21 protein-coding genes, 1 tRNA gene and 1 pseudogene are annotated in these 20,272 nt (G+C 63.6%); 16 read left to right on the top strand and 7 right to left on the bottom strand.

The annotated features are described in order from the left end of the window. Positions 1-134 precede the first annotated feature (134 nt). The 4 genes from QFZ91_RS13260 (at position 135) to QFZ91_RS13275 (ending at position 3,366) form a co-directional block, all read left to right on the top strand. Positions 135-650, top strand: a complete 516-nt coding sequence (locus QFZ91_RS13260) for a PTS sugar transporter subunit IIA (RefSeq protein ID WP_083421008.1) — start codon at positions 135-137, stop codon at positions 648-650. Between the two features lie 80 nt (positions 651-730). After that, the gene (gene hprK / locus QFZ91_RS13265; protein ID WP_008921706.1) at positions 731-1,699 is read left to right on the top strand and encodes an HPr(Ser) kinase/phosphatase; all 969 of its coding nucleotides are present in this window, start codon (positions 731-733) and stop codon (positions 1,697-1,699) included. A 98-nt stretch (positions 1,700-1,797) separates the two neighbouring features. Beyond that, entirely contained in the window at positions 1,798-2,691 is an 894-nt protein-coding gene (gene rapZ, locus QFZ91_RS13270) for an RNase adapter RapZ (protein WP_041734268.1), read from the top strand. Positions 2,692-2,730: 39 nt separating this feature from the next. Continuing rightward, a complete protein-coding gene (locus tag QFZ91_RS13275) occupies positions 2,731-3,366 on the top strand; it encodes an LON peptidase substrate-binding domain-containing protein (protein ID WP_013088324.1) in 636 nt (211 codons plus the stop codon). 21 nt (positions 3,367-3,387) lie between these two features. On the opposite strand, the gene mutY is transcribed toward QFZ91_RS13275, so the two are convergent. Together mutY and mutM are read right to left on the bottom strand one after the other, a co-directional pair. Beyond that, the gene (gene mutY, locus QFZ91_RS13280; protein WP_429567499.1) at positions 3,388-4,521 is read right to left on the bottom strand and encodes an A/G-specific adenine glycosylase; all 1,134 of its coding nucleotides are present in this window, start codon (positions 4,519-4,521) and stop codon (positions 3,388-3,390) included. 7 nt (positions 4,522-4,528) lie between these two features. Beyond that, on the bottom strand, positions 4,529-5,359 hold the full coding sequence (gene mutM, locus QFZ91_RS13285; protein WP_176109617.1) for a bifunctional DNA-formamidopyrimidine glycosylase/DNA-(apurinic or apyrimidinic site) lyase: 831 nt from the start codon (positions 5,357-5,359) through the stop codon (positions 4,529-4,531). A gap of 87 nt (positions 5,360-5,446) precedes the next feature. Here mutM and QFZ91_RS13290 point away from each other — a divergent pair, with 87 nt between their 5' ends. The 8 genes from QFZ91_RS13290 (at position 5,447) to hisC (ending at position 12,714) form a co-directional block, all read left to right on the top strand. After that, entirely contained in the window at positions 5,447-7,288 is a 1,842-nt protein-coding gene (locus tag QFZ91_RS13290; protein ID WP_176382476.1) for a tetratricopeptide repeat protein, read from the top strand. Next, on the top strand, positions 7,288-7,920 hold the full coding sequence (gene lolB / locus QFZ91_RS13295; protein WP_176382474.1) for a lipoprotein insertase outer membrane protein LolB: 633 nt from the start codon (positions 7,288-7,290) through the stop codon (positions 7,918-7,920). The genes QFZ91_RS13290 and lolB overlap by 1 nt, the downstream gene beginning before the upstream one ends. Positions 7,921-8,007: 87 nt before the next feature. Beyond that, on the top strand, positions 8,008-8,889 hold the full coding sequence (gene ispE, locus QFZ91_RS13300) for a 4-(cytidine 5'-diphospho)-2-C-methyl-D-erythritol kinase (RefSeq protein ID WP_176382472.1): 882 nt from the start codon (positions 8,008-8,010) through the stop codon (positions 8,887-8,889). A 52-nt stretch (positions 8,890-8,941) separates the two neighbouring features. After that, positions 8,942-9,018 (top strand) — tRNA-Gln (locus tag QFZ91_RS13305). A 73-nt stretch (positions 9,019-9,091) separates the two neighbouring features. Continuing rightward, a complete protein-coding gene (locus QFZ91_RS13310) occupies positions 9,092-10,048 on the top strand; it encodes a ribose-phosphate pyrophosphokinase (RefSeq protein ID WP_008921698.1) in 957 nt (318 codons plus the stop codon). 163 nt (positions 10,049-10,211) lie between these two features. Continuing rightward, a complete protein-coding gene (locus QFZ91_RS13315) occupies positions 10,212-10,829 on the top strand; it encodes a 50S ribosomal protein L25/general stress protein Ctc (RefSeq protein ID WP_013088318.1) in 618 nt (205 codons plus the stop codon). Positions 10,830-10,978: 149 nt separating this feature from the next. After that, the gene (pth, locus tag QFZ91_RS13320; protein WP_429567500.1) at positions 10,979-11,584 is read left to right on the top strand and encodes an aminoacyl-tRNA hydrolase; all 606 of its coding nucleotides are present in this window, start codon (positions 10,979-10,981) and stop codon (positions 11,582-11,584) included. Positions 11,585-11,634: 50 nt separating this feature from the next. After that, a complete protein-coding gene (gene hisC / locus QFZ91_RS13325; RefSeq protein WP_176125066.1) occupies positions 11,635-12,714 on the top strand; it encodes a histidinol-phosphate transaminase in 1,080 nt (359 codons plus the stop codon). Between the two features lie 74 nt (positions 12,715-12,788). Here hisC and QFZ91_RS13330 read toward each other — a convergent pair whose 3' ends face one another. Further along, the gene (locus tag QFZ91_RS13330) at positions 12,789-13,046 is read right to left on the bottom strand and encodes a YfhL family 4Fe-4S dicluster ferredoxin (protein ID WP_176109623.1); all 258 of its coding nucleotides are present in this window, start codon (positions 13,044-13,046) and stop codon (positions 12,789-12,791) included. Between the two features lie 60 nt (positions 13,047-13,106). On the opposite strand from QFZ91_RS13330, the gene QFZ91_RS13335 reads away from it, so the two are divergent. Continuing rightward, positions 13,107-13,418, top strand: a complete 312-nt coding sequence (locus QFZ91_RS13335; protein WP_429567501.1) for a winged helix-turn-helix domain-containing protein — start codon at positions 13,107-13,109, stop codon at positions 13,416-13,418. 57 nt (positions 13,419-13,475) lie between these two features. On the opposite strand, the gene coaD is transcribed toward QFZ91_RS13335, so the two are convergent. Continuing rightward, positions 13,476-13,985, bottom strand: coding sequence for a pantetheine-phosphate adenylyltransferase (coaD, locus tag QFZ91_RS13340; protein ID WP_176109624.1), 510 nt, complete (start codon positions 13,983-13,985; stop codon positions 13,476-13,478). A gap of 100 nt (positions 13,986-14,085) precedes the next feature. Continuing rightward, a complete protein-coding gene (gene rsmD, locus QFZ91_RS13345) occupies positions 14,086-14,700 on the bottom strand; it encodes a 16S rRNA (guanine(966)-N(2))-methyltransferase RsmD (protein ID WP_429568635.1) in 615 nt (204 codons plus the stop codon). Positions 14,701-14,950: 250 nt separating this feature from the next. On the opposite strand from rsmD, the gene ftsY reads away from it, so the two are divergent. Then, complete coding sequence (gene ftsY / locus QFZ91_RS13350) at positions 14,951-16,105, top strand: signal recognition particle-docking protein FtsY (protein ID WP_429567502.1); 1,155 nt, start codon at positions 14,951-14,953, stop codon at positions 16,103-16,105. A 121-nt stretch (positions 16,106-16,226) separates the two neighbouring features. Here ftsY and maiA read toward each other — a convergent pair whose 3' ends face one another. Then, entirely contained in the window at positions 16,227-16,871 is a 645-nt protein-coding gene (gene maiA, locus QFZ91_RS13355) for a maleylacetoacetate isomerase (protein ID WP_429567503.1), read from the bottom strand. A gap of 34 nt (positions 16,872-16,905) precedes the next feature. Next, on the bottom strand, positions 16,906-17,604 hold the full coding sequence (locus tag QFZ91_RS13360) for a fumarylacetoacetate hydrolase family protein (protein ID WP_429567504.1): 699 nt from the start codon (positions 17,602-17,604) through the stop codon (positions 16,906-16,908). 221 nt (positions 17,605-17,825) lie between these two features. Between QFZ91_RS13360 and ybiB the strand changes: the two genes are divergently transcribed. Then, positions 17,826-18,797, top strand: a complete 972-nt coding sequence (ybiB, locus tag QFZ91_RS13365; protein WP_176382458.1) for a DNA-binding protein YbiB — start codon at positions 17,826-17,828, stop codon at positions 18,795-18,797. 377 nt (positions 18,798-19,174) lie between these two features. Then, positions 19,175-20,161: pseudogene (locus QFZ91_RS13370) on the top strand (2-isopropylmalate synthase); the annotation flags it as partial. Between the last annotated feature and the right edge of the window lie 111 nt (positions 20,162-20,272).

Raw genomic sequence — 20,272 nt, forward strand, 5'->3', positions numbered from 1 at the left:
CCATCGGCTGTCACCCTGTTCTATAATGTTCCGGTTACCATCGGGGTCAAGCCAGTTCTGATGAAGTACGGCCGGTCGAAATCTCACGCTTTCCCGATCGACTCTCACCGTCCGTCTTCGCCAGCATCGAACGAATGGAACGTCACTCAACCGCCCCGGTGGGGAGAACTCAGGCCACGTTTTCGCCTGTCAACATGAATCGTTTAGCCAAATTTCTTCCCCTCGAGAACGTCGTCATCGGACTATCGGTCACCAGCAAGAAACGCGTGTTCGAGCAAGCGGGCCTGATCTTCGAGAACCAGAACGGCATCGCCCGCAGTACCGTCACAGACAATCTTTTTGCGCGAGAACGACTCGGCTCGACCGGGCTCGGCGAAGGCGTCGCGATTCCGCATGGGCGGATCAAGGGCCTCAAGCAACCGCTCGCCGCATTCGTCAGACTCGCGGAACCCATCCCCTTCGAAGCGCCGGACGGCCAGCCGGTCTCGCTGCTGATCTTCCTGCTCGTCCCCGAGCAGGCCACTCAACAGCACCTCGAAATTCTTTCCGAGATCGCGCAATTGCTGTCCGATCGCGACGCCCGCGAGCGGCTGCACACTGAAGAAGACCGCGAATCGTTGCATCGCCTGCTTACTCAGTGGCAACCTTGAGGCAATGGCGGCGGTAGTACATACGCGCGCGCACACGCAGGTAAGGCCCGGCAAGCGGCTAACACTGGAGTCACTGACTCATGGATACGTCCAGCATCAACGCCCAGAGCATTTTCGACGACAACGCCGCCATGCTGAAGCTCAGCTGGCTCACGGGGCATGAAGGCTGGGAGCGCGGCTTCTCTTCGGAATCGGTCGCCAATGCCACGTCGAGCGCCGACCTCGTCGGCCACCTGAACCTGATCCACCCGAACCGGATCCAGGTGCTCGGCGATGCGGAAATCGACTACTACAAACGTCAGACCGATGAAGACCGCTCGCGCCACATGGCCGAACTGATCGCGCTCGAGCCACCGTTTCTCGTCGTCGCGGGCGGCGTCGCGGCGCCGCCTGAGCTCGTGCTGCGCTGCACGCGCTCGTCGACGCCGCTGTTCACGACGCCGACCTCGGCGGCGGCGGTGATCGATAGTCTGCGTCTTTACATGTCGCGGATTCTCGCGCCGCGCGCGACGCTGCACGGCGTCTTTCTCGACATCCTCGGCATGGGTGTGCTGCTGACCGGCGACTCGGGTCTCGGCAAGAGCGAACTCGGCCTCGAACTGATCAGCCGCGGCCATGGTCTCGTCGCCGACGACGCGGTCGACTTCGTGCGCCTCGGCCCCGACTTCGTCGAAGGACGCTGCCCGCCGCTGCTGCAGAACCTGCTGGAAGTGCGCGGCCTCGGTCTGCTCGACATCAAGACGATCTTCGGCGAAACGGCGGTGCGCCGGAAAATGAAACTGAAGCTGATCGTGCAACTGGTGCGCCGCCCCGATGGCGAATTCCAGCGACTGCCGCTGGAAAGCCAGACCGTCGACGTGCTCGGCCTGCCGATCAGCAAGGTGACGATCCAGGTGGCCGCGGGCCGCAACCTCGCGGTGCTGGTCGAAGCGGCCGTGCGCAATACGATCCTGCAGTTGCGCGGTATCGACACGCTGCGCGATTTCATGGATCGGCAACGTCTCGCCATGCAGGATCCCGATAGCCAGTTTCCCGGCAAGCTGATCTGAAGCCGATCACAGCGCCATGAAGCGCCCACAGAAGGCAGGACGCGGGCACCGGCATGGAGGCCAGATGCTATGATGAAATCTACGCTTTCGACGACTCCATGCGCATAATCCTGATCACCGGTATCTCCGGCTCCGGCAAATCGGTTGCCCTGAACGCGCTCGAAGACGCGGGTTATTACTGCGTCGACAATCTGCCGCCGCGTTTTCTGCAGCAACTCGCCACCTACCTCGCCGCCGACGGCCAGGACCGTCTCGCGGTCGCGATCGACGCGCGCTCCGGTTCGTCGCTCGACGAAATGCCCGCGATGATCCGCGACCTCAAGCGCTCGCACGACGTGCGCGTGCTGTTCCTGAGCGCGAGCACGCAGTCGCTGATTCAACGCTTTTCCGAAACGCGCCGCCGCCATCCGTTGTCCGGCTCGCCCGCGCACGACGCGGACGTTGGCCTGCTCACGTCGCTCGCCGAAGCGATCGAACGCGAGCGCGAACTGGTCGCGGGACTTGCCGAATTCGGCCATCAGATCGACACGAGTAATCTGCGCGCGAACGTGCTGCGCGCATGGGTCAAACGCTTCATCGAGCAAGAGGACGCGGGGCTCGTGCTGATGTTCGAGTCGTTCGGTTTCAAGCGCGGCGTACCGCTCGACGCGGATTTCGTATTCGACGTACGCACGCTGCCGAACCCATACTACGATCATGAATTGAGGCCGCTCACCGGGCTTGATAAACCGGTGATGGATTTTCTCGATGCGCAGCCGGTCGTCCACGAGATGATCGACGACATCGAGAAGTATCTGTCCAAGTGGCTGCCGCATTTCCGCGACGACAATCGCAGTTATCTGACCGTCGCAATCGGTTGCACGGGCGGCCAGCACCGCTCGGTATTCATCGCGGAGACGCTTGCCGCGCGTCTCGCGACATCGGCGAATGTGATCGTGCGGCACCGTGATGCGCCGGTCGACGTCGGCGAATCATCGAAGCTGGTGGCTTAACCGGCCGCATCGCGCGGCCTTAACCCGAAGCGTTGCGCCATGTCCTCTACGCCTACTGTGTACGCCGATTTGCCGCTGTTTCCGCTGCATACGGTGCTATTTCCTGATGGCTTGCTGCCGCTGAAAATCTTCGAAGCGCGCTACCTCGACATGGCGCGTGACTGCCTGCGGGAAAAAACACCGTTCGGCGTGTGCATGCTGAAAAGCGGCGCCGAAGTCGCACGTGAGGAAGAACCTTCGGTGCCCGAAACGATCGGCTGTCTCGCCGAAATCGACGAGTGCGACGTCGAGGCATTCGGCATGTTGCTGATTCGCGCACGCGGCACAAAGCGCTTTCGTCTGTTGTCGCATCGCGTCGAAGCGAGCGGCCTGCTGGTCGGCATGGCCGAACCGCTCGCCGACGACCTGCCGCTCGAAGGCAACGAGCTCTTGGCCAAATTCGGCGCGTGCGCGGAAGTGCTCGAACGGATCATCGCGACGATCCGCGAACGCGATCCGGACAGCCTGCCGTTCGCGGAGCCTTTCCGGCTCGACGATCCGTCGTGGGTGTCCAACCGTCTCGCCGAGGTGCTGCCAATCGCGTTGCGCGCGCGGCAAAAGCTGATGGAACTGACCGATGCCGGCGCGCGCATCGACGTCGTGCATCACTACATGCAGCAGCATCAGTTGCTGTGAAATCCTGAAGTCGTCCTTCCGCTAGATCAACGAACCATGCAGGCTGGCGAGCAGCTTGCGCACCGGGGCCGGCACGCCGAACGAATCCAGATCGCTGAGCGCAACCCAGGCGGTGTCCGCATCGTTGAGCGCAGCCAGAGCACCGACACCGCGATCGAGTTCGGCAAGCCGCGGTTCGATGTCGAGCTTGAAATGCGTGAACACGTGGGAGAACGACGCAAGCGCCGACACCTCACCGTCGCTGCCGAACGCGCGTGCCCGCTCGGCGAGCTTCGCTTCGTCGGCGGCTTCGGGCAGACTCCACAGACCGCCCCAGATGCCCGACGGCGGACGCCGCTCGAGCATCACCGCGTTGCCGTCGCGCAGCACCAGCATCCACGTGCGGCGCGTCGGCACCGCTTTCTTCGGGCGCGCGGTCGGCAATTCGCGCTGACGTCCGGTGACGTTGGCGACGCAGTCCGGCGCGAACGGACAGCGCGTGCAGTCGGGTTTGCCGCGCACGCACAAGGTCGCGCCGAGATCCATCAAGCCCTGCGTGTAGGCGCTGACATCCGCCTTCGACGCATTCGACGGCAACAGTGATTCCGCGAGCGTCCACATTGCGTTCTCGACTTTCTTCTCGCCCGGAAAACCTTCGACGCCGAACACGCGCGCGAGCACGCGCTTTACGTTGCCATCGAGAATCGTCGCGCGCGCACCGAACGCGAACGACGCGATCGCCGCGGCCGTCGAGCGGCCAATGCCGGGCAACTCGGCGAGTTCATCAACCGACGCGGGAAACGCGCCGCCATGCTGCTCGACGACGACCTGCGCGCAGCGATGCAGATTGCGCGCGCGCGTGTAGTAGCCGAGGCCGGCCCACAGTGCCATCACGTCATCGGATGTCGCTGCGCCGAGCGCGGCGACATCCGGGAAACGCGCAAGGAATTTCGCGTAGTACGGAATCACCGTCGAGACCTGGGTCTGCTGCAGCATGATTTCCGACAGCCAGATCCGATACGGGTCACGCGTGTTCTGCCACGGCAGATCGTGACGGCCATGCTGGCGCTGCCATGCGATCAGGCGCGCGGAAAAATCGGGTATCGGCGTGAATGCGGGCGTGGTGTCGGACGCGCTGGAGCGCGTGGCGATCGTTGGAGTCAGGCGGGAAGGCATCGAGAATCTAGCGCTGGCAAGTGGGACAGAAGTACGTGGAGCGTTGTCCCTGCACGATCTGTTTGATTGGCGTTGCACACACACGGCATGGCAGGCCCGCGCGATCATAGACGAAGTAGTCGAGCTGGAAATAGCCGCTTTCGCCGTTGCTGCCGACGAAATCGCGCAGCGTGCTGCCGCCCTTGTCGATCGCGGCGGCGAGCGTCACGCGCACGGCATCGGCCAGCAGTTCATAACGCACGAGCGACACGCGGCCGGCCGCGGTGGTCGGCCGGATACCCGCGCGAAAGAGACTTTCCGACGCGTAGATGTTGCCCACGCCGACCACGATGTCGCCTGCCAGCAAAGCCTGCTTCACCGACACCTTGCGCCCGCGCGTCAACCGATGCATCAGCGCGCCCGAAAACGCCGGCGAGAAAGGCTCGACGCCAAGGCTCGCGAGCAGCGGATGCTCGAGGATGTCGCCTTCCTCGCGCGGATGCCACAGCACCGCGCCGAAGCGGCGCGGATCACGGTAGCGCAGGATGAAGTCGTCGAAGATCCAGTCGACATGATCGTGCTTCGCCGCGGCAGGCGGATGCGGCACATGACGCAAAACGCGCAACGTGCCCGTCATGCCGAGGTGCACGATGAACCACCCTGCGTCGATTTCGAACAGCAGATACTTGCCGCGTCGCTCGACTTTGCGCACCACATGGCCACGCAAGGTTTTCGCAAGGTCGGCCGGAATCGGCCAGCGCAGCGCGGCCGTCCGCACGTCGACGCGCTCAACCTTGCGCCCGGACACATACGGTTCGATCCCTCGTCGGGTAACCTCGACTTCTGGCAACTCTGGCATGGCTGATTGGTCTGCTACTTGCGTGAGTGGTTGTGCGCGTATTGTAGCGAGCGCGTTACAATCGACTGAAACATTGAACGGATTTCCATGAACGTGTCCTTCGTGAAGCTGCTTTCAAAGCGCCGCGCGCGCGTGTCCAACGTGCCGCTCGCCGTGTCCGCTCGCCGGATGCTTGGTGCGGGTGCGCTCGCATTGTGGGCGCTCGCCGCCGTGCCCGCGCATGCGCAGGACCCGTCGCCAGATTCCGACGACACGTCGGTCACGATGCCGGACCCGCTGGGTCCGTCAACCCCTCAAGACGAAAAGTCTTTGCCCGGGGTGCCTCTATCGAGCCAGATCGTCTTCCAGGTGCTGGCCGCCGAGATCGCGCTGCAGCGCGATCAGCCAGCACCGGCCTATCAGACCTACCTCGCGCTCGCGCGCGACACGCACGACCCGCGCATGGCGCAACGCGCCACCGAGATCGCGCTGGCCGCGCAGAGCCCATCGGACGCGCTCGCCGCCGCGCAATTGTGGCAACAGTACGCGCCCGGTTCGGAACGCGCCGCGCAACTCGACGCGTCGCTGCTCGTGCTGTCCGGCAAGCCCGACGACGCGTCGCCGATCCTGTCGCAGGAACTCGCGAAGGTACCTGAGGAAAATCGCGGCAGCGCAATCCTCGCGCTGCAATTGCTGTTGTCGCGCGGCCCGAACCGCGTCGGTGGCCTGCACGTGTTGCAGGACCTTCTGAAGAACGACATGAACCGGCCGGAAGCGCAACTGGCCGTCGCACGCCAGCAGTTGCTGGCCGACGACGCGCCGGGTGCTCGCAAGTCGCTCGAGCAGGCGCTCACGATCAAGCCCGACTACCTGCCCGCGGCGTTGGTGCTGTCGCAGATGGGCCCAGAGGAGCGCAAGGAAGGCATCGCGTCGCTCGAAAAGTACGTGCAGCAGAATCCGAAATCGCATGACGCGCGGCTCGCGCTCGCGCAGATGTATCTCGCGAGCGACCGTCTCGACGACGCGCAGAAGCAGTTCGAGATCATGCGCAAGGCAAACGCCAACGACCTGACGCCGTTGATGGCGCTCGCGCTGATCAAGATCCAGCAGAAGAAACTCCCCGAAGCGCAGACCTATCTGATTCAATACGCGCAGCAGGCCGAGAAGACGCCGGGCGCCGATGCGGGCCAGGCCTACATCTATCTCGCGCAGCTAGCGCTCGAACAGAAGAATGAGGCAGCCGCGAGCGACTGGCTGAACAAGATCTCGCCGGCGAGTCAGCAATACCTGGCCGCGCAGATCACGCGCGCGCAACTGCTCGCGAAGCAGGGCAAGACCGAGGAGGCGCGCCAGTTGCTCGCCAACTTGCAGACCTCGGATCCGCGTGACGTGGCGCTGATCGCGCGCACCGATGCAGCGGTCCTGTTCGACGCGAAGCGCTACCCGGAGGCCGAAGCGCGTCTGCAGCAAGCCACGGCGAACTTTCCCGACGACCCCGACCTCACCTACGACTACGCGATGGCCGCCGAGAAAACCGGCCATTACGACGTCATGGAAGCGCAGTTGCGCAAGCTGATCCAGACGCAGCCGGACAATCCGCAGGCGTATAACGCGCTCGGCTATTCGCTCGCCGATCGCAACCAGCGCCTGCCGGAAGCGGACATGCTGGTCGAGAAGGCCTCAGCCCTTGCACCGAACGATGCATTCATCATGGACAGCGTCGGCTGGGTCAAGTACCGGATGGGTAACACGGCCGATGCGATCAAGCTGCTGCGCAAGGCATACAGCCTCCAGCCGAACGCCGAGATCGGCGCGCACCTCGGCGAGGTGCTGTGGAAGGCCGGCGAACAGGAACAGGCGCGCGCCGCGTTCCGCGAGGCGCGCAAGCTCGAACCCAACAACGAGACTCTCGTCAAAACGTTGCAACGTCTTCAGGTAAACGATCTTTGATGCGTCTTTCCCGTTTGATTTCTTTTTCCATGGCACCGCGCGGCATCGCGCTTGGTTGCGCGGCGGCAGCGGTTGTCGCGTTGGCCGGCTGCGCATCGGTGAAGCCGCAGGGGCCGTCCACGTCGAACGCCGCGACCGAGGTTACCGCGCAAACCAGCCGCTCGTATCAGGGCCGCTTCGCGATCCAGTACAACGATCAGAACGGCCAGCAGCGCAACGCCTACGGCAATTTCTCGTGGCAGGAAACGGGCGACACTGTCACGCTGCAATTGCGCAATCCGCTAGGCCAGACGCTGGCCATCGTGACCTCGTCACCGGCTTCGGCGACGCTCGAGTTGCCGAACCGCCAGCCGCTCACCGCTGATAATGTGTCGACGCTGATGCAAAACGCGCTCGGCTTCACGCTGCCGGTCGAAGGGTTACGCTACTGGCTGCAGCCATCGCCGGCGCCGACCTCGCGCGCGCAGACAGAGAAGGATCCGGAGCAACCGTCGCGCCTGAAGCAGATCACCCAGGATGGCTGGACGATCGACTATGTCGCCTATGCCGATGCGCCGGCCACCGGCGTGAAGCGCGTCAATCTGAGTCGCTCGGAGCCGCCGCTCGACATCAAGCTCGTGCTCGACCAGTGAATCGTCGTTGCTGCTGTTTGTTCCGGCATCCGCTCACGTAACCTTGCCACCCGTATGGCGCCACCGTGGCGCATGTAGTCTTCACTCATGATCGAAACAACCGATTCGCTGCGCGACTGTCTCGCGCCAGCGAAACTCAATCTCTTCCTGCACATCACCGGCCGTCGGCCGGATGGTTATCACACGCTGCAAACGGTCTTCCAGTTGCTCGACTGGGGCGACACGCTGCACTTCACGCGACGCGATGACGGTCTCATCACGCGCCGCACGGAAATCGCCGACGTGCCGCCCGAGCATGACCTGACCGTACGGGCCGCGACGTTGCTGAAGTCGCATACGGGCTGTCGCGAAGGTGTCGATATAGAAATCGACAAGCGCCTGCCGATGGGCGCGGGCCTCGGCGGCGGCAGCTCCGACGCCGCGACGACGCTGCTCGCGCTCAATCGCCTGTGGAAGCTCGATCTGCCGCGTCAGGAGTTGCAGGACCTTGCGTTGAAGCTCGGCGCGGACGTGCCTTTCTTTGTATTTGGAAAAAATGCGTTTGCAGAGGGTGTCGGAGAATCATTAGACGTTGTACAATTGCCGCCGCGTCACTTTCTGGTAGTGACGCCGAGGGTCCAGGTTCCAACTGCAGCGATTTTTTCCGAAAAAGCGTTGACAAGAGATACAAAGCCCCTCATAATTACGGACTTTCCTGCAGAACATAGCTGCAACACTGAATGGCCAGAAAGCTTCGGCCGGAATGACATGCAGCAGGTTGTAGTAGGAAAGTACGCGGAAGTAGCGCAAGTGTTGCGATGGTTTGAGAGCATCGCACCAGCGCGGATGTCCGGATCGGGTGCCAGTGTTTTTGCAGCGTTCCGTAGCAAAGCTGAAGCAGAAGCGGCGCAAGCCAAGCTGCCCGGCGAATGGAGCAGCGCAGTAGCCGCGGGCTTGGATCAGCATCCACTCTTTGCTTTCGCGTCATAAGTTTTGCATCGTCGAACGAAACTCCACGTTCGGCGGAGCTCAAAGTTAGTGTAGGGGAGTCGCCAAGCTGGTTAAGGCACCGGATTTTGATTCCGGCATGCAAAGGTTCGAATCCTTTCTCCCCTGCCAAAAATTCTCGTAGTTCGCTGTAGTTCGCCGCAGTAATTCACATTCTCCCGCCCCAGCCTGAAGTAGGTGCATGATGAGCAGCCATGACGGCCTGATGGTTTTTACTGGCAACGCAAATCCCGCGCTTGCACAGGAAGTCGTCAAAAACCTCGGTATTCCCCTCGGCAAAGCAATGGTTAGCCGTTTCTCGGACGGTGAAATCCAGGTCGAGATTCAGGAAAATGTGCGCGGCAAGGATGTCTTCGTCCTGCAATCCACGTGCGCGCCGACTAACGACAATCTGATGGAACTGATGATCATGGTCGATGCGCTCAAGCGCGCATCCGCTGGCCGGATCACCGCAGCCATCCCTTACTTCGGTTATGCCCGTCAGGATCGTCGCCCGCGTTCGGCGCGTGTCGCCATCTCGGCGAAGGTCGTGGCGAACATGCTGGAAATCGCCGGCGTCGAGCGGATCATCACGATGGATCTGCACGCCGACCAGATTCAAGGCTTCTTCGACATCCCGGTCGACAACATCTACGCAACGCCCGTGCTGCTCGGCGATCTGCGCAAGCAGAACTACGACAACCTGATGGTTGTTTCGCCGGACGTCGGCGGTGTGGTCCGCGCCCGTGCATTGGCGAAGCAACTCAATTGCGACCTCGCGATCATCGACAAGCGTCGTCCGAAGGCGAACGTCGCCGAAGTGATGAACATCATCGGTGAAGTCGAAGGCCGCACCTGCGTGATCATGGACGACATGGTCGACACCGCAGGCACGCTGTGCAAGGCCGCGCAAGTTCTGAAGGAACGCGGCGCGAAGCAGGTATTCGCGTACGCCACCCACCCGGTTCTGTCGGGCGGCGCGGGCGAGCGTATCGCCGCCTCCGCACTCGACGAACTCGTAGTCACGGACACGATCCCGCTCGGCGAAGAAGCCCGTTCGTGCGCGAAGATCCGTTCGCTGACGAGCGCCGGCTTGCTGGCCGAAACGTTCTCGCGTATCCGCCGCGGCGATTCGGTCATGTCGCTGTTCGCTGAAAGTTAAGCATTTGCGAAGACGCCGCGTACCGCTTGATGCGACACGCGGCGTTTTTGCACAATCGGCATGAACGAACGAAGGTTCTTGCCGCGATCCCGGGCCTCAGCCATTACGGCTTCGAGGCCCTGTTTTTACTGCCTGGTCGCGGGCAGTGCATTGGAGATTCAACATGAAAGTAGTCGCTTTCGAGCGTTCCCAGCAAGGTACGGGTGCGAGCCGCCGCCTGCGTAACTCGGGCAAGACCCCGGGTATCGTTTATGGCGCTGGTGCTGACACGCAATTGATCGAACTCGATCACAACGCCCTGTGGCACGCGCTGAAGAAAGAAGTTTTCCACTCGTCGATCCTCGATCTGGAAGTGGCAGGCAAGTCGCAACAGGTTCTGCTGCGCGACGTGCAATACCACCCGTTCCGTCAGCTCGTGCTGCACGTGGACTTCCAGCGCGTCGACGCGTCGAAGAAGCTGCACACCAAGGTGCCGCTGCACTTCCTGAACCAGGAAACCAACCCGGCAGTGAAGCTGTCGAGCGCGGTGATCTCGCACGTCATCAACGAAATCGAAATCGAGTGCCTGCCGTCGGCACTGCCGGAATTCATCGAAGTCGACCTCGCGAAGATCGAAGCTGGCCAATCGGTTCACGCGAAGGACATCCCGCTGCCGGCAGGTGTGGCGCTCGTCGCCCACGTCGACGCGGAAAACCCGGTGGTCGCTGCTGCAACGATCCCGGCTGGCGCAATCGCTGAAGACGCTGCTGCTGCTGAAGGCGGCGAAACGCCGGCTGCTTAAGAGCCTTTCGGTTCGAAGCAAGCAATCCTCTCGATCCGTTTCCAATGAAACGGTCGATGTGACCCGCCGAGGTTCGCCCTGGCGGGTTTTTTTTCGGCTTTTTTTAGTCCGGTGCATTTCACTTCCGGACCTGGTGGACTCACGCAATCATGATCAAGCTGATCGTCGGGCTCGGCAATCCGGGCGCCGAATACACCGCGACGCGTCACAACGCCGGCTTCTGGCTGGTCGATCAACTCGCACGCGAGGCTGGCACGACGCTGCGCGACGAGCGGCGCTTTCACGGCTTTTACGCGAAGGCACGGTTGCATGGCGAGGAAGTGCATCTGCTCGAGCCGCAGACCTACATGAACCGTTCTGGTCAGTCGGTCGTCGCGCTTGCGCAATTCTTCAGGATTCTTCCCGACGAGATCCTCGTCGCTCACGACGAGCTCGACATGCCGCCCGGCAGCGTCAAGCTGAAGCTCGGCGGCGGCAGCGGCGGGCATAATGGCCTGAAGGACATCAGCGCGCATTTGTCGTCGCAGCAATACTGGCGGCTGCGGATCGGCATCGGTCATCCGCGTGATCTGATCCCCGAAAGCGCGCGCGCCGGCGCGAAGCCGGACGTCGCGAACTATGTGCTGAAGCCGCCGCGGCGAGAAGAGCAAGAGGTCATCGACTCGTCGATCGAGCGCGCGCTCGCGGTGATGCCGCAGATCATCAAGGGCGAGCTCGAACGCGCAATGATGCAACTGCATCGCAATAACAGCTGACGCGCGCCACATCCTTCGAAACCCGCAATCGACCCCGCGAGGAGAATCGCTTGAGCCGCTACTGGAGCGACATCGTTCACCGTCTGACGCCGTACGTGCCGGGCGAGCAGCCCGCGCTGGCGCATCCGGTGAAGCTGAACACCAATGAGAATCCGTATCCGCCGTCGCCGCGCGTGCTCGACGCGATCCGCCGCGAGCTCGGCGACACGGCCGACGCACTGCGCCGCTATCCCGATCCGAGCGCACGCAAGCTGCGCGAAACGGTCGCCGCGTATCACGGCATCCGCGCCGACCAGGTATTCGCGGGCAACGGCTCGGACGAAGTGCTCGCGCTGACATTCCAGGCCTTGCTGAAGCACGACAAGCCGCTGCTGTTTCCCGATATCACGTACAGCTTCTATCCGACCTACGCGAAGCTGTTCGAGGTCGACTACCGCACCGTCCCGCTCGACGGGGGTTTCGCGATCAACGTCGACGACTACGCGGTGCCCAATGGCGCCATCCTGTTTCCGAATCCGAACGCGCCGACCGGCCGGCCGCTGGCGCTGGCGGAAATCGAACGCCTCGTCGCCAGCCATCCCGATTCGGTCGTGGTGATCGACGAAGCCTATGTCGACTTCGGCGCCGAGTCGGCGATTGCGTTGATCGACCGCTATCCGAACCTGCTCGTCGTGCAGACCGTGTCGAAGTCACGTTCGCTCGCCGGCATGCGCGTCGGCTTCGCGTTCGGCGATGCGGCGCTGATCGATGCGCTCAATCGCGTGAAGGACAGCTTCAATTCGTACCCGCTCGACCGTCTAGCGCAAGCCGCTGCCACCGCCGCGTACGAAGACGACGCGTGGTTTCGCGAATGCTGCGCGAAGGTGATCGCGAGCCGTGAACGGCTCGCGGCGGAATTGACCGCGCTCGGCTTCGAGGTGGTGCCGTCGGCCGCGAATCTGCTGTTCGCGCGGCATCCAGGGTACGACGCGGCGACGCTCGCGTCGCGGCTGCGGGAAAAGGAAATTTTCGTGCGGCACTTCAATGCACCGCGGATTGACCAGCATCTACGGATCTCGGTCGGCACCGACGCCGAGTGCGACATCCTGCTCGACGCGTTGCGGGGTATTTTCAGCGCTTACGTCGGATAACGGAAACGCCGCCGCAAAAAAACGGCGAAGGCCCGCTGGCCTTCGCCTTTTTCTTTTGCGCTCACCCGCGCACGTCAGGTGCCTTTGGCGGCCTGCAACGCGTGATATTTCGCGATCAAACCCTCAGGCGTTTCGACGTGGTTCGGGTCACGCGGAATGCACTCGACCGGGCACACCTGAATGCACTGTGGCTCGTCGAAATGACCGACGCACTCGGTGCACTTCTTCGGATCGATCACATAGATTTCCGGGCCCATCGAAATCGCGTCGTTTGGGCACTCAGGCTCGCAGACGTCGCAGTTGATGCACTCGTCGGTAATCATCAGGGCCATGCTGCCACCAACTTTGCTAGATAAAACAATACATTATAGCTTTTTCGCCCCCGCGCGGTCGTGCAATCCCGCGCTTTATGCCGGGCTCGACAAGAATGTAGAGTCGATCCGCTCGAAGAAAAGATCCTGGAGTTCGTTGCTCGCATGAGGCAAAAAAACGAACGCCTGTCGGTTCGGGACATGATGGCCCAAAGTGCGCTCGGGTCTCCGGCCACCTTGCATGCCCGGATCACGTCAATGCGCGAAAAAGGCTGGCTCCTGCTCCACAACACCGAAGATGCTCGCCGCAAACAGGTCGAGCTAACGCCCGCCGCCCTCCGACACTTCGACAAACTTGCCGAGGCATTCGCCAAGGCCGCGCAGGGCAGCTGACATTGCACTGCGTCGGTTAAATGATCCGTCAAAACCGGCCATTCGCGCGACTCAGGCTCACGTCCCTTGGGCACCGCCCTGCGGATCCAGCGACGCGACCTTCTCCTTCAGCCATTTTTCGACTGACGGGAACACGAACTTGCTGACGTCGCCGCCCAACTGCGCGATCTCCCGCACGATCGTACCCGAGATGAACTGATACTGATCGGACGGCGTCATGAACATCGTCTCGACGTCGGGAAGCAGATAGCGGTTCATGCCCGCCATCTGGAACTCGTACTCGAAGTCCGACACCGCGCGCAGACCCCTGACGATCACCCGCGCGTTGTTGCTCCGCACGAAGTCCTTCAGCAGTCCCTTGAAGCTCATCACCTGGACGTTCGGATAGTGGCCGAGCACCTCGTGCGCAATCGCGAGGCGCTCCTGGAGAGTGAAAAACGGCTTCTTGGCACGGCTGTCGGCCACACCGACCACCAGCGTGTCGAAAATGCTCGACGCGCGCCGAACGAGGTCTTCGTGACCGCGCGTCAGCGGATCGAACGTGCCCGGGTACACGGCGACTACCATGAGACTTCTCCTCTTTTCAGACAAAAGGGCACGTCCAAGCGACGCATTTCGCACCGGCGCGGATGACGATAAACCGCCCGGCCCTTTTTTGGAACGCGCATTATTCCTTATTTTCGCGCTGCAGCAAATGAAAGTGCACTGCGCCCGCCTTGCCCTGCCGCACGACCTCCCAGTCCGCAAGCGACTGATGAGCGGTCGGTTCGAGCGCTTCGCCGGCCTCGACATAAAGATAGCCGTCGGGGCGCACGAGCGGCACGGCCACCGCGAGCGCCTTGCCGAGCAAGTCGGCATCGAACGGTGGATCGAGGAACACTACGTCGAACGAGCCCGGGGCGAGGCTCGCCGCAAGACGCAAGCCGTCCGCCTCGGCGATTTCGATCATGCGTGCATCGAGCCGCTGCTGGTTCGCGCGCAACTGGCCGGCGGCGCGCGCATGACGTTCCACCATCAACACGCGCGCCGCGCCGCGCGACGCAGCTTCGAAGCCGAGCGCGCCGCTACCTGCGAACAGATCGAGACAGTGCTGGCCGTCCAGGCGCTGGCCGAGCCAGTTGAACAGCGTTTCGCGGACGCGGTCGGGCGTCGGGCGCAGGCCGTCCAGATCGAGCACGGGCAGCGGCGTGCGTTTCCAGTCGCCGCCGATGATGCGAATGGCATGCGGCTTGCCGCCTTTGGACGAAGCGCCAGCGGCGCGTGAAGATGCTAAACGAGGCATGCAGTATCGTGCAGTTTCAGCTAGGTGTTGAATACGCCCGCGACGCCGGTGCGCGCGGGCCGGAGCGCCCACGTTACCACAGGGGCGGCGCGCGTCCAGCTTGCCCGGCCGGCCAATACGACGCACCGCGGCACGCCTGATAAAATGTGCGGCTGCCAGCGCCCCGCCTTTTCGCATCCCGGCGCTGCCCACCGCTTCGCCGGTCCCGTGCCGGCTGCGCGCATCGGCGCGCTCTCCCATACGTCAGATCATGTTCAGCTTTTTCAAACGATTCAAGGGTTCGAAAGAGTCCGATACCGCCGCAGACGAATCGCTGGCGGCGCAAGACGGCGCGACGCCCGAGGCCGAGGCCGTCGAGCCGGTTTCGCCCGTCAAATCCGTCGAGCCCACGCCGGCCGCCGTTCCGCCTGTGGTCACGACCATCATCGAGCCGCAGCCCGAGCCGCAAGACGCCGCGCTCGACAGCGTGGAAATCGTCCCGCCGCCCATGCAGGACGCCGGCGAAAAACGCTCGTGGCTCACGCGCCTGAAGAGCGGCCTCGCGAAAACCAGTTCGAACCTGACCGGCATCTTCGTCGGCACGAAGATCGACGAGGACCTGTACGAGGAACTCGAAACCGCGCTGCTGATGTCGGACGCCGGCGTCGAGGCGACCGAATTCCTACTCGAATCGCTGCGCGAGAAAGTGCGCACCGAGCGCCTGACGGACCCGCAGCAGGTCAAAACCGCATTGCGCACGCTGCTCGTCGAGTTGCTGAAGCCGCTCGAAAAATCGCTGATGCTCGGCCGCGCGCAGCCGCTCGTAATGATGATCGCCGGCGTCAACGGCGCGGGCAAAACCACCAGCATCGGCAAGCTCGCGAAGCATCTGCAGAGCTTTCACCAGTCGGTGCTGCTCGCTGCCGGCGACACGTTCCGCGCCGCCGCGCGCGAACAGCTTGCCGTCTGGGGCCAGCGCAACAACGTGACCGTGGTCGCGCAGGAAAGCGGCGATCCGGCTGCAGTGATCTTCGACGCGGTCGGCGCCGCGCGCGCGCGAAAGATCGACGTGATGATGGCCGACACGGCTGGCCGCCTGCCCACGCAGTTGCATTTGATGGAAGAACTGCGCAAGGTGAAGCGCGTGATCGGCAAGGCGCAAGACGGCGCGCCGCACGAAGTGCTGCTCGTGATCGACGCTAACACCGGCCAGAACGCGCTCACGCAGGTCAAGGCGTTCGACGACGCGCTCGGCCTCACCGGCCTGATCGTCACCAAGCTCGACGGCACCGCGAAGGGCGGCATCCTCGCGGCGATCGCGCGGCAGCGGCCGATTCCGGTGTACTTCATCGGCGTCGGCGAAAGGGTCGAGGATCTGCAGCCGTTCAGCGCGGAGGAGTTTTCGGACGCGCTGCTGGGCGGCTGATCCCGCAATCGCTTGACCGCCGCGGCGCTCGCCGCTCGCGGCGCGCAAAAAGGAAAAGGGCACTCCGCGGGGTGCCCTTCTTCGTTTCGAGCCGCCGTCAACGCTTCAAGCGATCCCGCGATCACTCCGCGTCCGGCTGCGCGCCCGGCGCAGCGCGGGCGAACGCATCGAGTTCCATCGCGTGGTCGTAGATGCGCTGGATCGTCGGAAACTTTGCGGTGTCGACCTTGAAGCGCTGTGCGTTGAAAACCTGCGGAATCAGGCACGCGTCGGCAAGTGTCGGTGTGTCGCCGAAGCACAGTTTGCCGGTGCGCGCATCGCCGGCAAGACGCGCTTCCAGCGTCGCGAAGCCCGCGTCGATCCAGTGCCGGTACCACGCGTCCTTCGCGTCGTCGTCGACTCGCAGCGTGTGTTTTAGATAGCGCAGCACGCGCAGATTGTTCAGCGGATGAATCTCGCACGCGACCTGCAGCGCCACCGAGCGCACATAGCCGCGATCGAGCGGCGCCTTCGGCAGCAGCGGCGGCTCCGGATGCGTCTCCTCGAGATACTCGATGATCGCGAGCGACTGCGGCAGCAAATGATTGCCGTCGGCGAGCGTCGGCACGATGCAGTCCGCGTTGATCTTGCGATACTCCGGCTTTAGTTGCTCGCCGCCTTCGCGCACCAGGTGCACGGGCACGTAGTCGTACGTCAGGTTCTTCACGTTCAGCGCGATGCGCACGCGATACGACGCCGAGCTACGAAAATAGCTGTAGAGCTTCATGTTCTCTGCCTCCTCCACCTGCCCGCAAGCCGTCTCAAACGACGCGTACGCTGAATTCGCCGAGTCCGTCCACGCCGCCCCTCATCAGGTCACCCTTCACGACCGCGCCGACGCCTTCCGGCGTGCCGGTGAAAATCAGGTCGCCGGGCTGCAGTTCGAACAGCGTCGACAGATACGCGATCGTCTCCGCCACCGACCAGATCAGCTGCGACACGTTCGCGCGCTGCTTGTCCTCGCCGTTCACCGACAGCCAGATCGCGCCCTTGCCGATGTGACCAACTGCCGAAGCCGGGTGGATCGGGCCGAGCGGCGCCGAGTGATCGAAGCCCTTGGCGGTGTCCCACGGACGACCCATTTTCTTCGCTTCGGCTTGCAGGTCGCGGCGGGTCATGTCGAGACCGAGCGCGTAGCCGTAGACGTGGTCGAGCGCGCGCTCGACGGGGATGTCTTTGCCGCCCTCGCCGATCGCCGCGACCATTTCCATTTCGAAATGGACGTTCTTCGTCTGCGACGGATATGGGAATTCGCCGGTGGTGCCCGGCGCGACGTAGACGACCGCATCGGCCGGCTTCGAGAAGAAGAACGGCGGTTCGCGGTCCGGGTCGTGGCCCATTTCGCGCGCATGCGCTTCGTAGTTGCGCCCCACGCAGTAGATGCGGCGCACCGCGAACTGCTCGCTCGACCCCACGACCGGCACCGCGACCTGCGGTGCGGGTGCAAACACGTAACTCATCCCGTTCTCCGTTTTTCGATGGGCGCCGCCGAGGCGGCGAGAAACATCGAGTGTAACGCGCGGCACGGCGCGGGTGCATGTCAGGCGGGCCGTCGCGCGTCACCGCGTGCCCGCTTCGCCGCTGTTCGCCCGTTCGCCATAGATGCGATACTCACACCGAATAGCTTCCCGAATGCCGTAGCCGACGCCCAAGCGCGGCACGCCACCGCCTCTTGCGCACGATGACCGACTCGACCAATACGACTTCTCCCTTCCCCTGCGCCCGCTTCATCAAGGAAATCGGCCGCGGTCCGAACGGCGCCCGCGCGCTGACCGCCGACGACACCCGCGCGCTCTACACCGCGATGCTCGACGGCCGCGTCGACGATCTCGAGCTCGGCGCGGTGCTGCTCGCGTATCGCGTGAAAGGCGAAACCGCCGACGAACTCGCCGCGATGCTGGCCGCCGCGCATACGTCGTTCGAGCCGGTGCGGCTGCCCCACGGCGCGTTTCGGCCCGTTTCGATTCCGTCGTACAACGGCGCACGCAAGCAGCCGAACCTCGTGCCGCTGCTCGCACTGCTGCTCGCGCGCGAAGGCGTGCCGGTGCTCGTGCACGGCGTCACCGAAGATCCGGGTCGCGTGACGAGCGCGGAAATTTTCACGCAGCTGCGCATCGCCCAGGCGCAGTCGCACGCGCAGATCGAAGCGGGTCTCGCCGAGCGTCGCGTCGCGTTCGCGTCGATCGACGTACTCGCGCCCAAGCTCGCGCGCCTGCTCGCGCTGCGCCGGCGCATGGGCGTGCGCAACTCGACGCATACGCTCGTGAAGCTGCTGCAGCCATTCGCGCCCGCGGGGCTGCGGCTCGTGAATTACACGCATCCGCCGTATCGCGACAGTCTCACGCAGCTGTTCATCACGCATCCCGATGCGGCCGTCGGCGGTGCGCTGCTCGCGCGCGGCACCGAAGGCGAGGCGGTCGCCGATACGCGCCGCCAGGTGCAAGTCGACTGGCTGCATGACGGCATCTGCGAGACGCGGCTGCCGCACGAGCGCTCTTCGCCCGATGCGCCCGAAGTCGAGCTGCCCGAAGCGCGCGACGCGGCGACCACGGCCGCCTGGATCGACGCCGTGCTGCGCGGCGAAGCACCGGTGCCGGGCGCGATCGAACGGCAGGTCGAGCTGATCGTCGATATCGCGAAGACGGCAGCCTGACGGTCGCGGCTTGACAGGCCAGCGCACGCCGTCATACATTTGGCCCCATGCGTTCCCTCCCGAACACCCTCCGAATTATCTCCGGCCGCCTAGCGCGGCCCCTATCGCTACGCCTGGCGTAAGTCACGCGTAGCGCCGCGCGCTGGCAGCTCCGGTTGCCGTCGGCGGTCCTCCCGGTCGTTCCCGCAGTCTCGCTTCACCCCCGTCGTAGTTCTCCACAACCTGTCGTCGTTTGCATTCGTCCGTTTACCGCGCGGGCGAAGCGAGAGGATCAAATGCACGTTGCCTCGGGCATCCGCATCGTGCATGCGTGACAGTCGGCCAACCGCTCGACGTCCCACCCTCCGCCGACGACACCACGAATGAGGCACCTCACCATGTTGCGCAATCCCGCTGAAAAGTACCGCCCCTTTCCCGCCGTGCGGCTGACCGGCCGCAAATGGCCGAGTCGCACGATCGACGCCGCGCCCGCCTGGATGAGCACCGACCTGCGCGACGGCAACCAGGCGCTGATCGAGCCGATGAACGCCGCGCAAAAGCTCGAGTACTTCGAGATGCTGGTCGCGATCGGTTTCAGGGAAATCGAAGTGGCCTTTCCGTCGGCCTCGCAGACCGATTTCGACTTCGTGCGCAAGCTGATCGAGGAGCGGCGCATTCCCGACGACGTCACGATCGAAGTCTTCGTACCGTCGCGCGCGGAGCTGATCGCACGCACGTTCGAAGCGCTCGAAGGCGCGCCGCGCGCGATCGTGCATCTGTATAACGCGATCTGCCCGTCGTTCCGGCGCATCGTGTTCCAGCAATCGAAGGACGAGATCAAGGCGCTCGCAGTCGAAGGCACGCGCGTCATCAAGGAACATGCGCAGGCGCGGCCGGGAACGCACTGGACCTTCCAGTACTCGCCCGAGACCTTCAACACGACCGAGCTGCCGTTCGCGCGCGAGGTATGCGACGCGGTCGCGCAAACGTGGCGGCCGACGCGCAATCACAAGATGATCGTCAACCTGCCGGCGAGCGTTGAAGCGGCCACGCCGAACGTATTCGCCGACCAGATCGAATGGATGCACCGCAACCTCGGCTACCGCGACAGCATCGTGCTGTCGGTGCATCCGCACAACGATCGCGGCACCGCCACGGCCGCGGCGCAGCTCGCGCTGCTGGCGGGCGCGGATCGCATCGAAGGCTGTCTGTTCGGCAATGGCGAGCGCACCGGCAACGTCGACCTCGTCACACTCGCGATGAATCTCGACGCGATGGGTATCGACAGCGGTCTGGATTTCTCGGATCTCGCGACGATCCGGCGCGTGGCGGAGCGCTGCACGCGGCTTCCAGTGGCCGCGCGGCATCCGTATGCGGGAGAAGTGGCGATGCGCGGCTCACGCGCGGCGCGCGACGCGGATGCCGAGCGCGATGAATACGGCGCAAACAGCCGCGATAAAGCTGAGGATTGCGCAACCGCGTAAATCCGACTTGAG

This window comes from Paraburkholderia sp. JPY419, from assembly GCF_050435705.1.
In the GTDB taxonomy this organism is placed as follows: Bacteria; Pseudomonadota; Gammaproteobacteria; order Burkholderiales; family Burkholderiaceae; genus Paraburkholderia; species Paraburkholderia youngii.

Bases quoted from the DNA above. Each gene is read 5' to 3' on its own strand.
- QFZ91_RS13260 (WP_083421008.1), top strand. From the start codon at position 135: ATGGAACGTCACTCAACCGCCCCGGTGGGGAGAACTCAGGCCACGTTT.
- hprK (WP_008921706.1), top strand. From the start codon at position 731: ATGGATACGTCCAGCATCAACGCCCAGAGCATTTTCGACGACAACGCC.
- rapZ (WP_041734268.1), top strand. From the start codon at position 1,798: ATGCGCATAATCCTGATCACCGGTATCTCCGGCTCCGGCAAATCGGTT.
- QFZ91_RS13275 (WP_013088324.1), top strand. From the start codon at position 2,731: ATGTCCTCTACGCCTACTGTGTACGCCGATTTGCCGCTGTTTCCGCTG.
- mutY (WP_429567499.1), bottom strand. From the start codon at position 4,521: ATGCCTTCCCGCCTGACTCCAACGATCGCCACGCGCTCCAGCGCGTCC.
- mutM (WP_176109617.1), bottom strand. From the start codon at position 5,359: ATGCCAGAGTTGCCAGAAGTCGAGGTTACCCGACGAGGGATCGAACCG.
- QFZ91_RS13290 (WP_176382476.1), top strand. From the start codon at position 5,447: ATGAACGTGTCCTTCGTGAAGCTGCTTTCAAAGCGCCGCGCGCGCGTG.
- lolB (WP_176382474.1), top strand. From the start codon at position 7,288: ATGCGTCTTTCCCGTTTGATTTCTTTTTCCATGGCACCGCGCGGCATC.
- ispE (WP_176382472.1), top strand. From the start codon at position 8,008: ATGATCGAAACAACCGATTCGCTGCGCGACTGTCTCGCGCCAGCGAAA.
- QFZ91_RS13310 (WP_008921698.1), top strand. From the start codon at position 9,092: ATGAGCAGCCATGACGGCCTGATGGTTTTTACTGGCAACGCAAATCCC.
- QFZ91_RS13315 (WP_013088318.1), top strand. From the start codon at position 10,212: ATGAAAGTAGTCGCTTTCGAGCGTTCCCAGCAAGGTACGGGTGCGAGC.
- pth (WP_429567500.1), top strand. From the start codon at position 10,979: ATGATCAAGCTGATCGTCGGGCTCGGCAATCCGGGCGCCGAATACACC.
- QFZ91_RS13330 (WP_176109623.1), bottom strand. From the start codon at position 13,046: ATGGCCCTGATGATTACCGACGAGTGCATCAACTGCGACGTCTGCGAG.
- coaD (WP_176109624.1), bottom strand. From the start codon at position 13,985: ATGGTAGTCGCCGTGTACCCGGGCACGTTCGATCCGCTGACGCGCGGT.
- rsmD (WP_429568635.1), bottom strand. From the start codon at position 14,700: ATGCCTCGTTTAGCATCTTCACGCGCCGCTGGCGCTTCGTCCAAAGGC.
- ftsY (WP_429567502.1), top strand. From the start codon at position 14,951: ATGTTCAGCTTTTTCAAACGATTCAAGGGTTCGAAAGAGTCCGATACC.
- maiA (WP_429567503.1), bottom strand. From the start codon at position 16,871: ATGAAGCTCTACAGCTATTTTCGTAGCTCGGCGTCGTATCGCGTGCGC.
- QFZ91_RS13360 (WP_429567504.1), bottom strand. From the start codon at position 17,604: ATGAGTTACGTGTTTGCACCCGCACCGCAGGTCGCGGTGCCGGTCGTG.
- ybiB (WP_176382458.1), top strand. From the start codon at position 17,826: ATGACCGACTCGACCAATACGACTTCTCCCTTCCCCTGCGCCCGCTTC.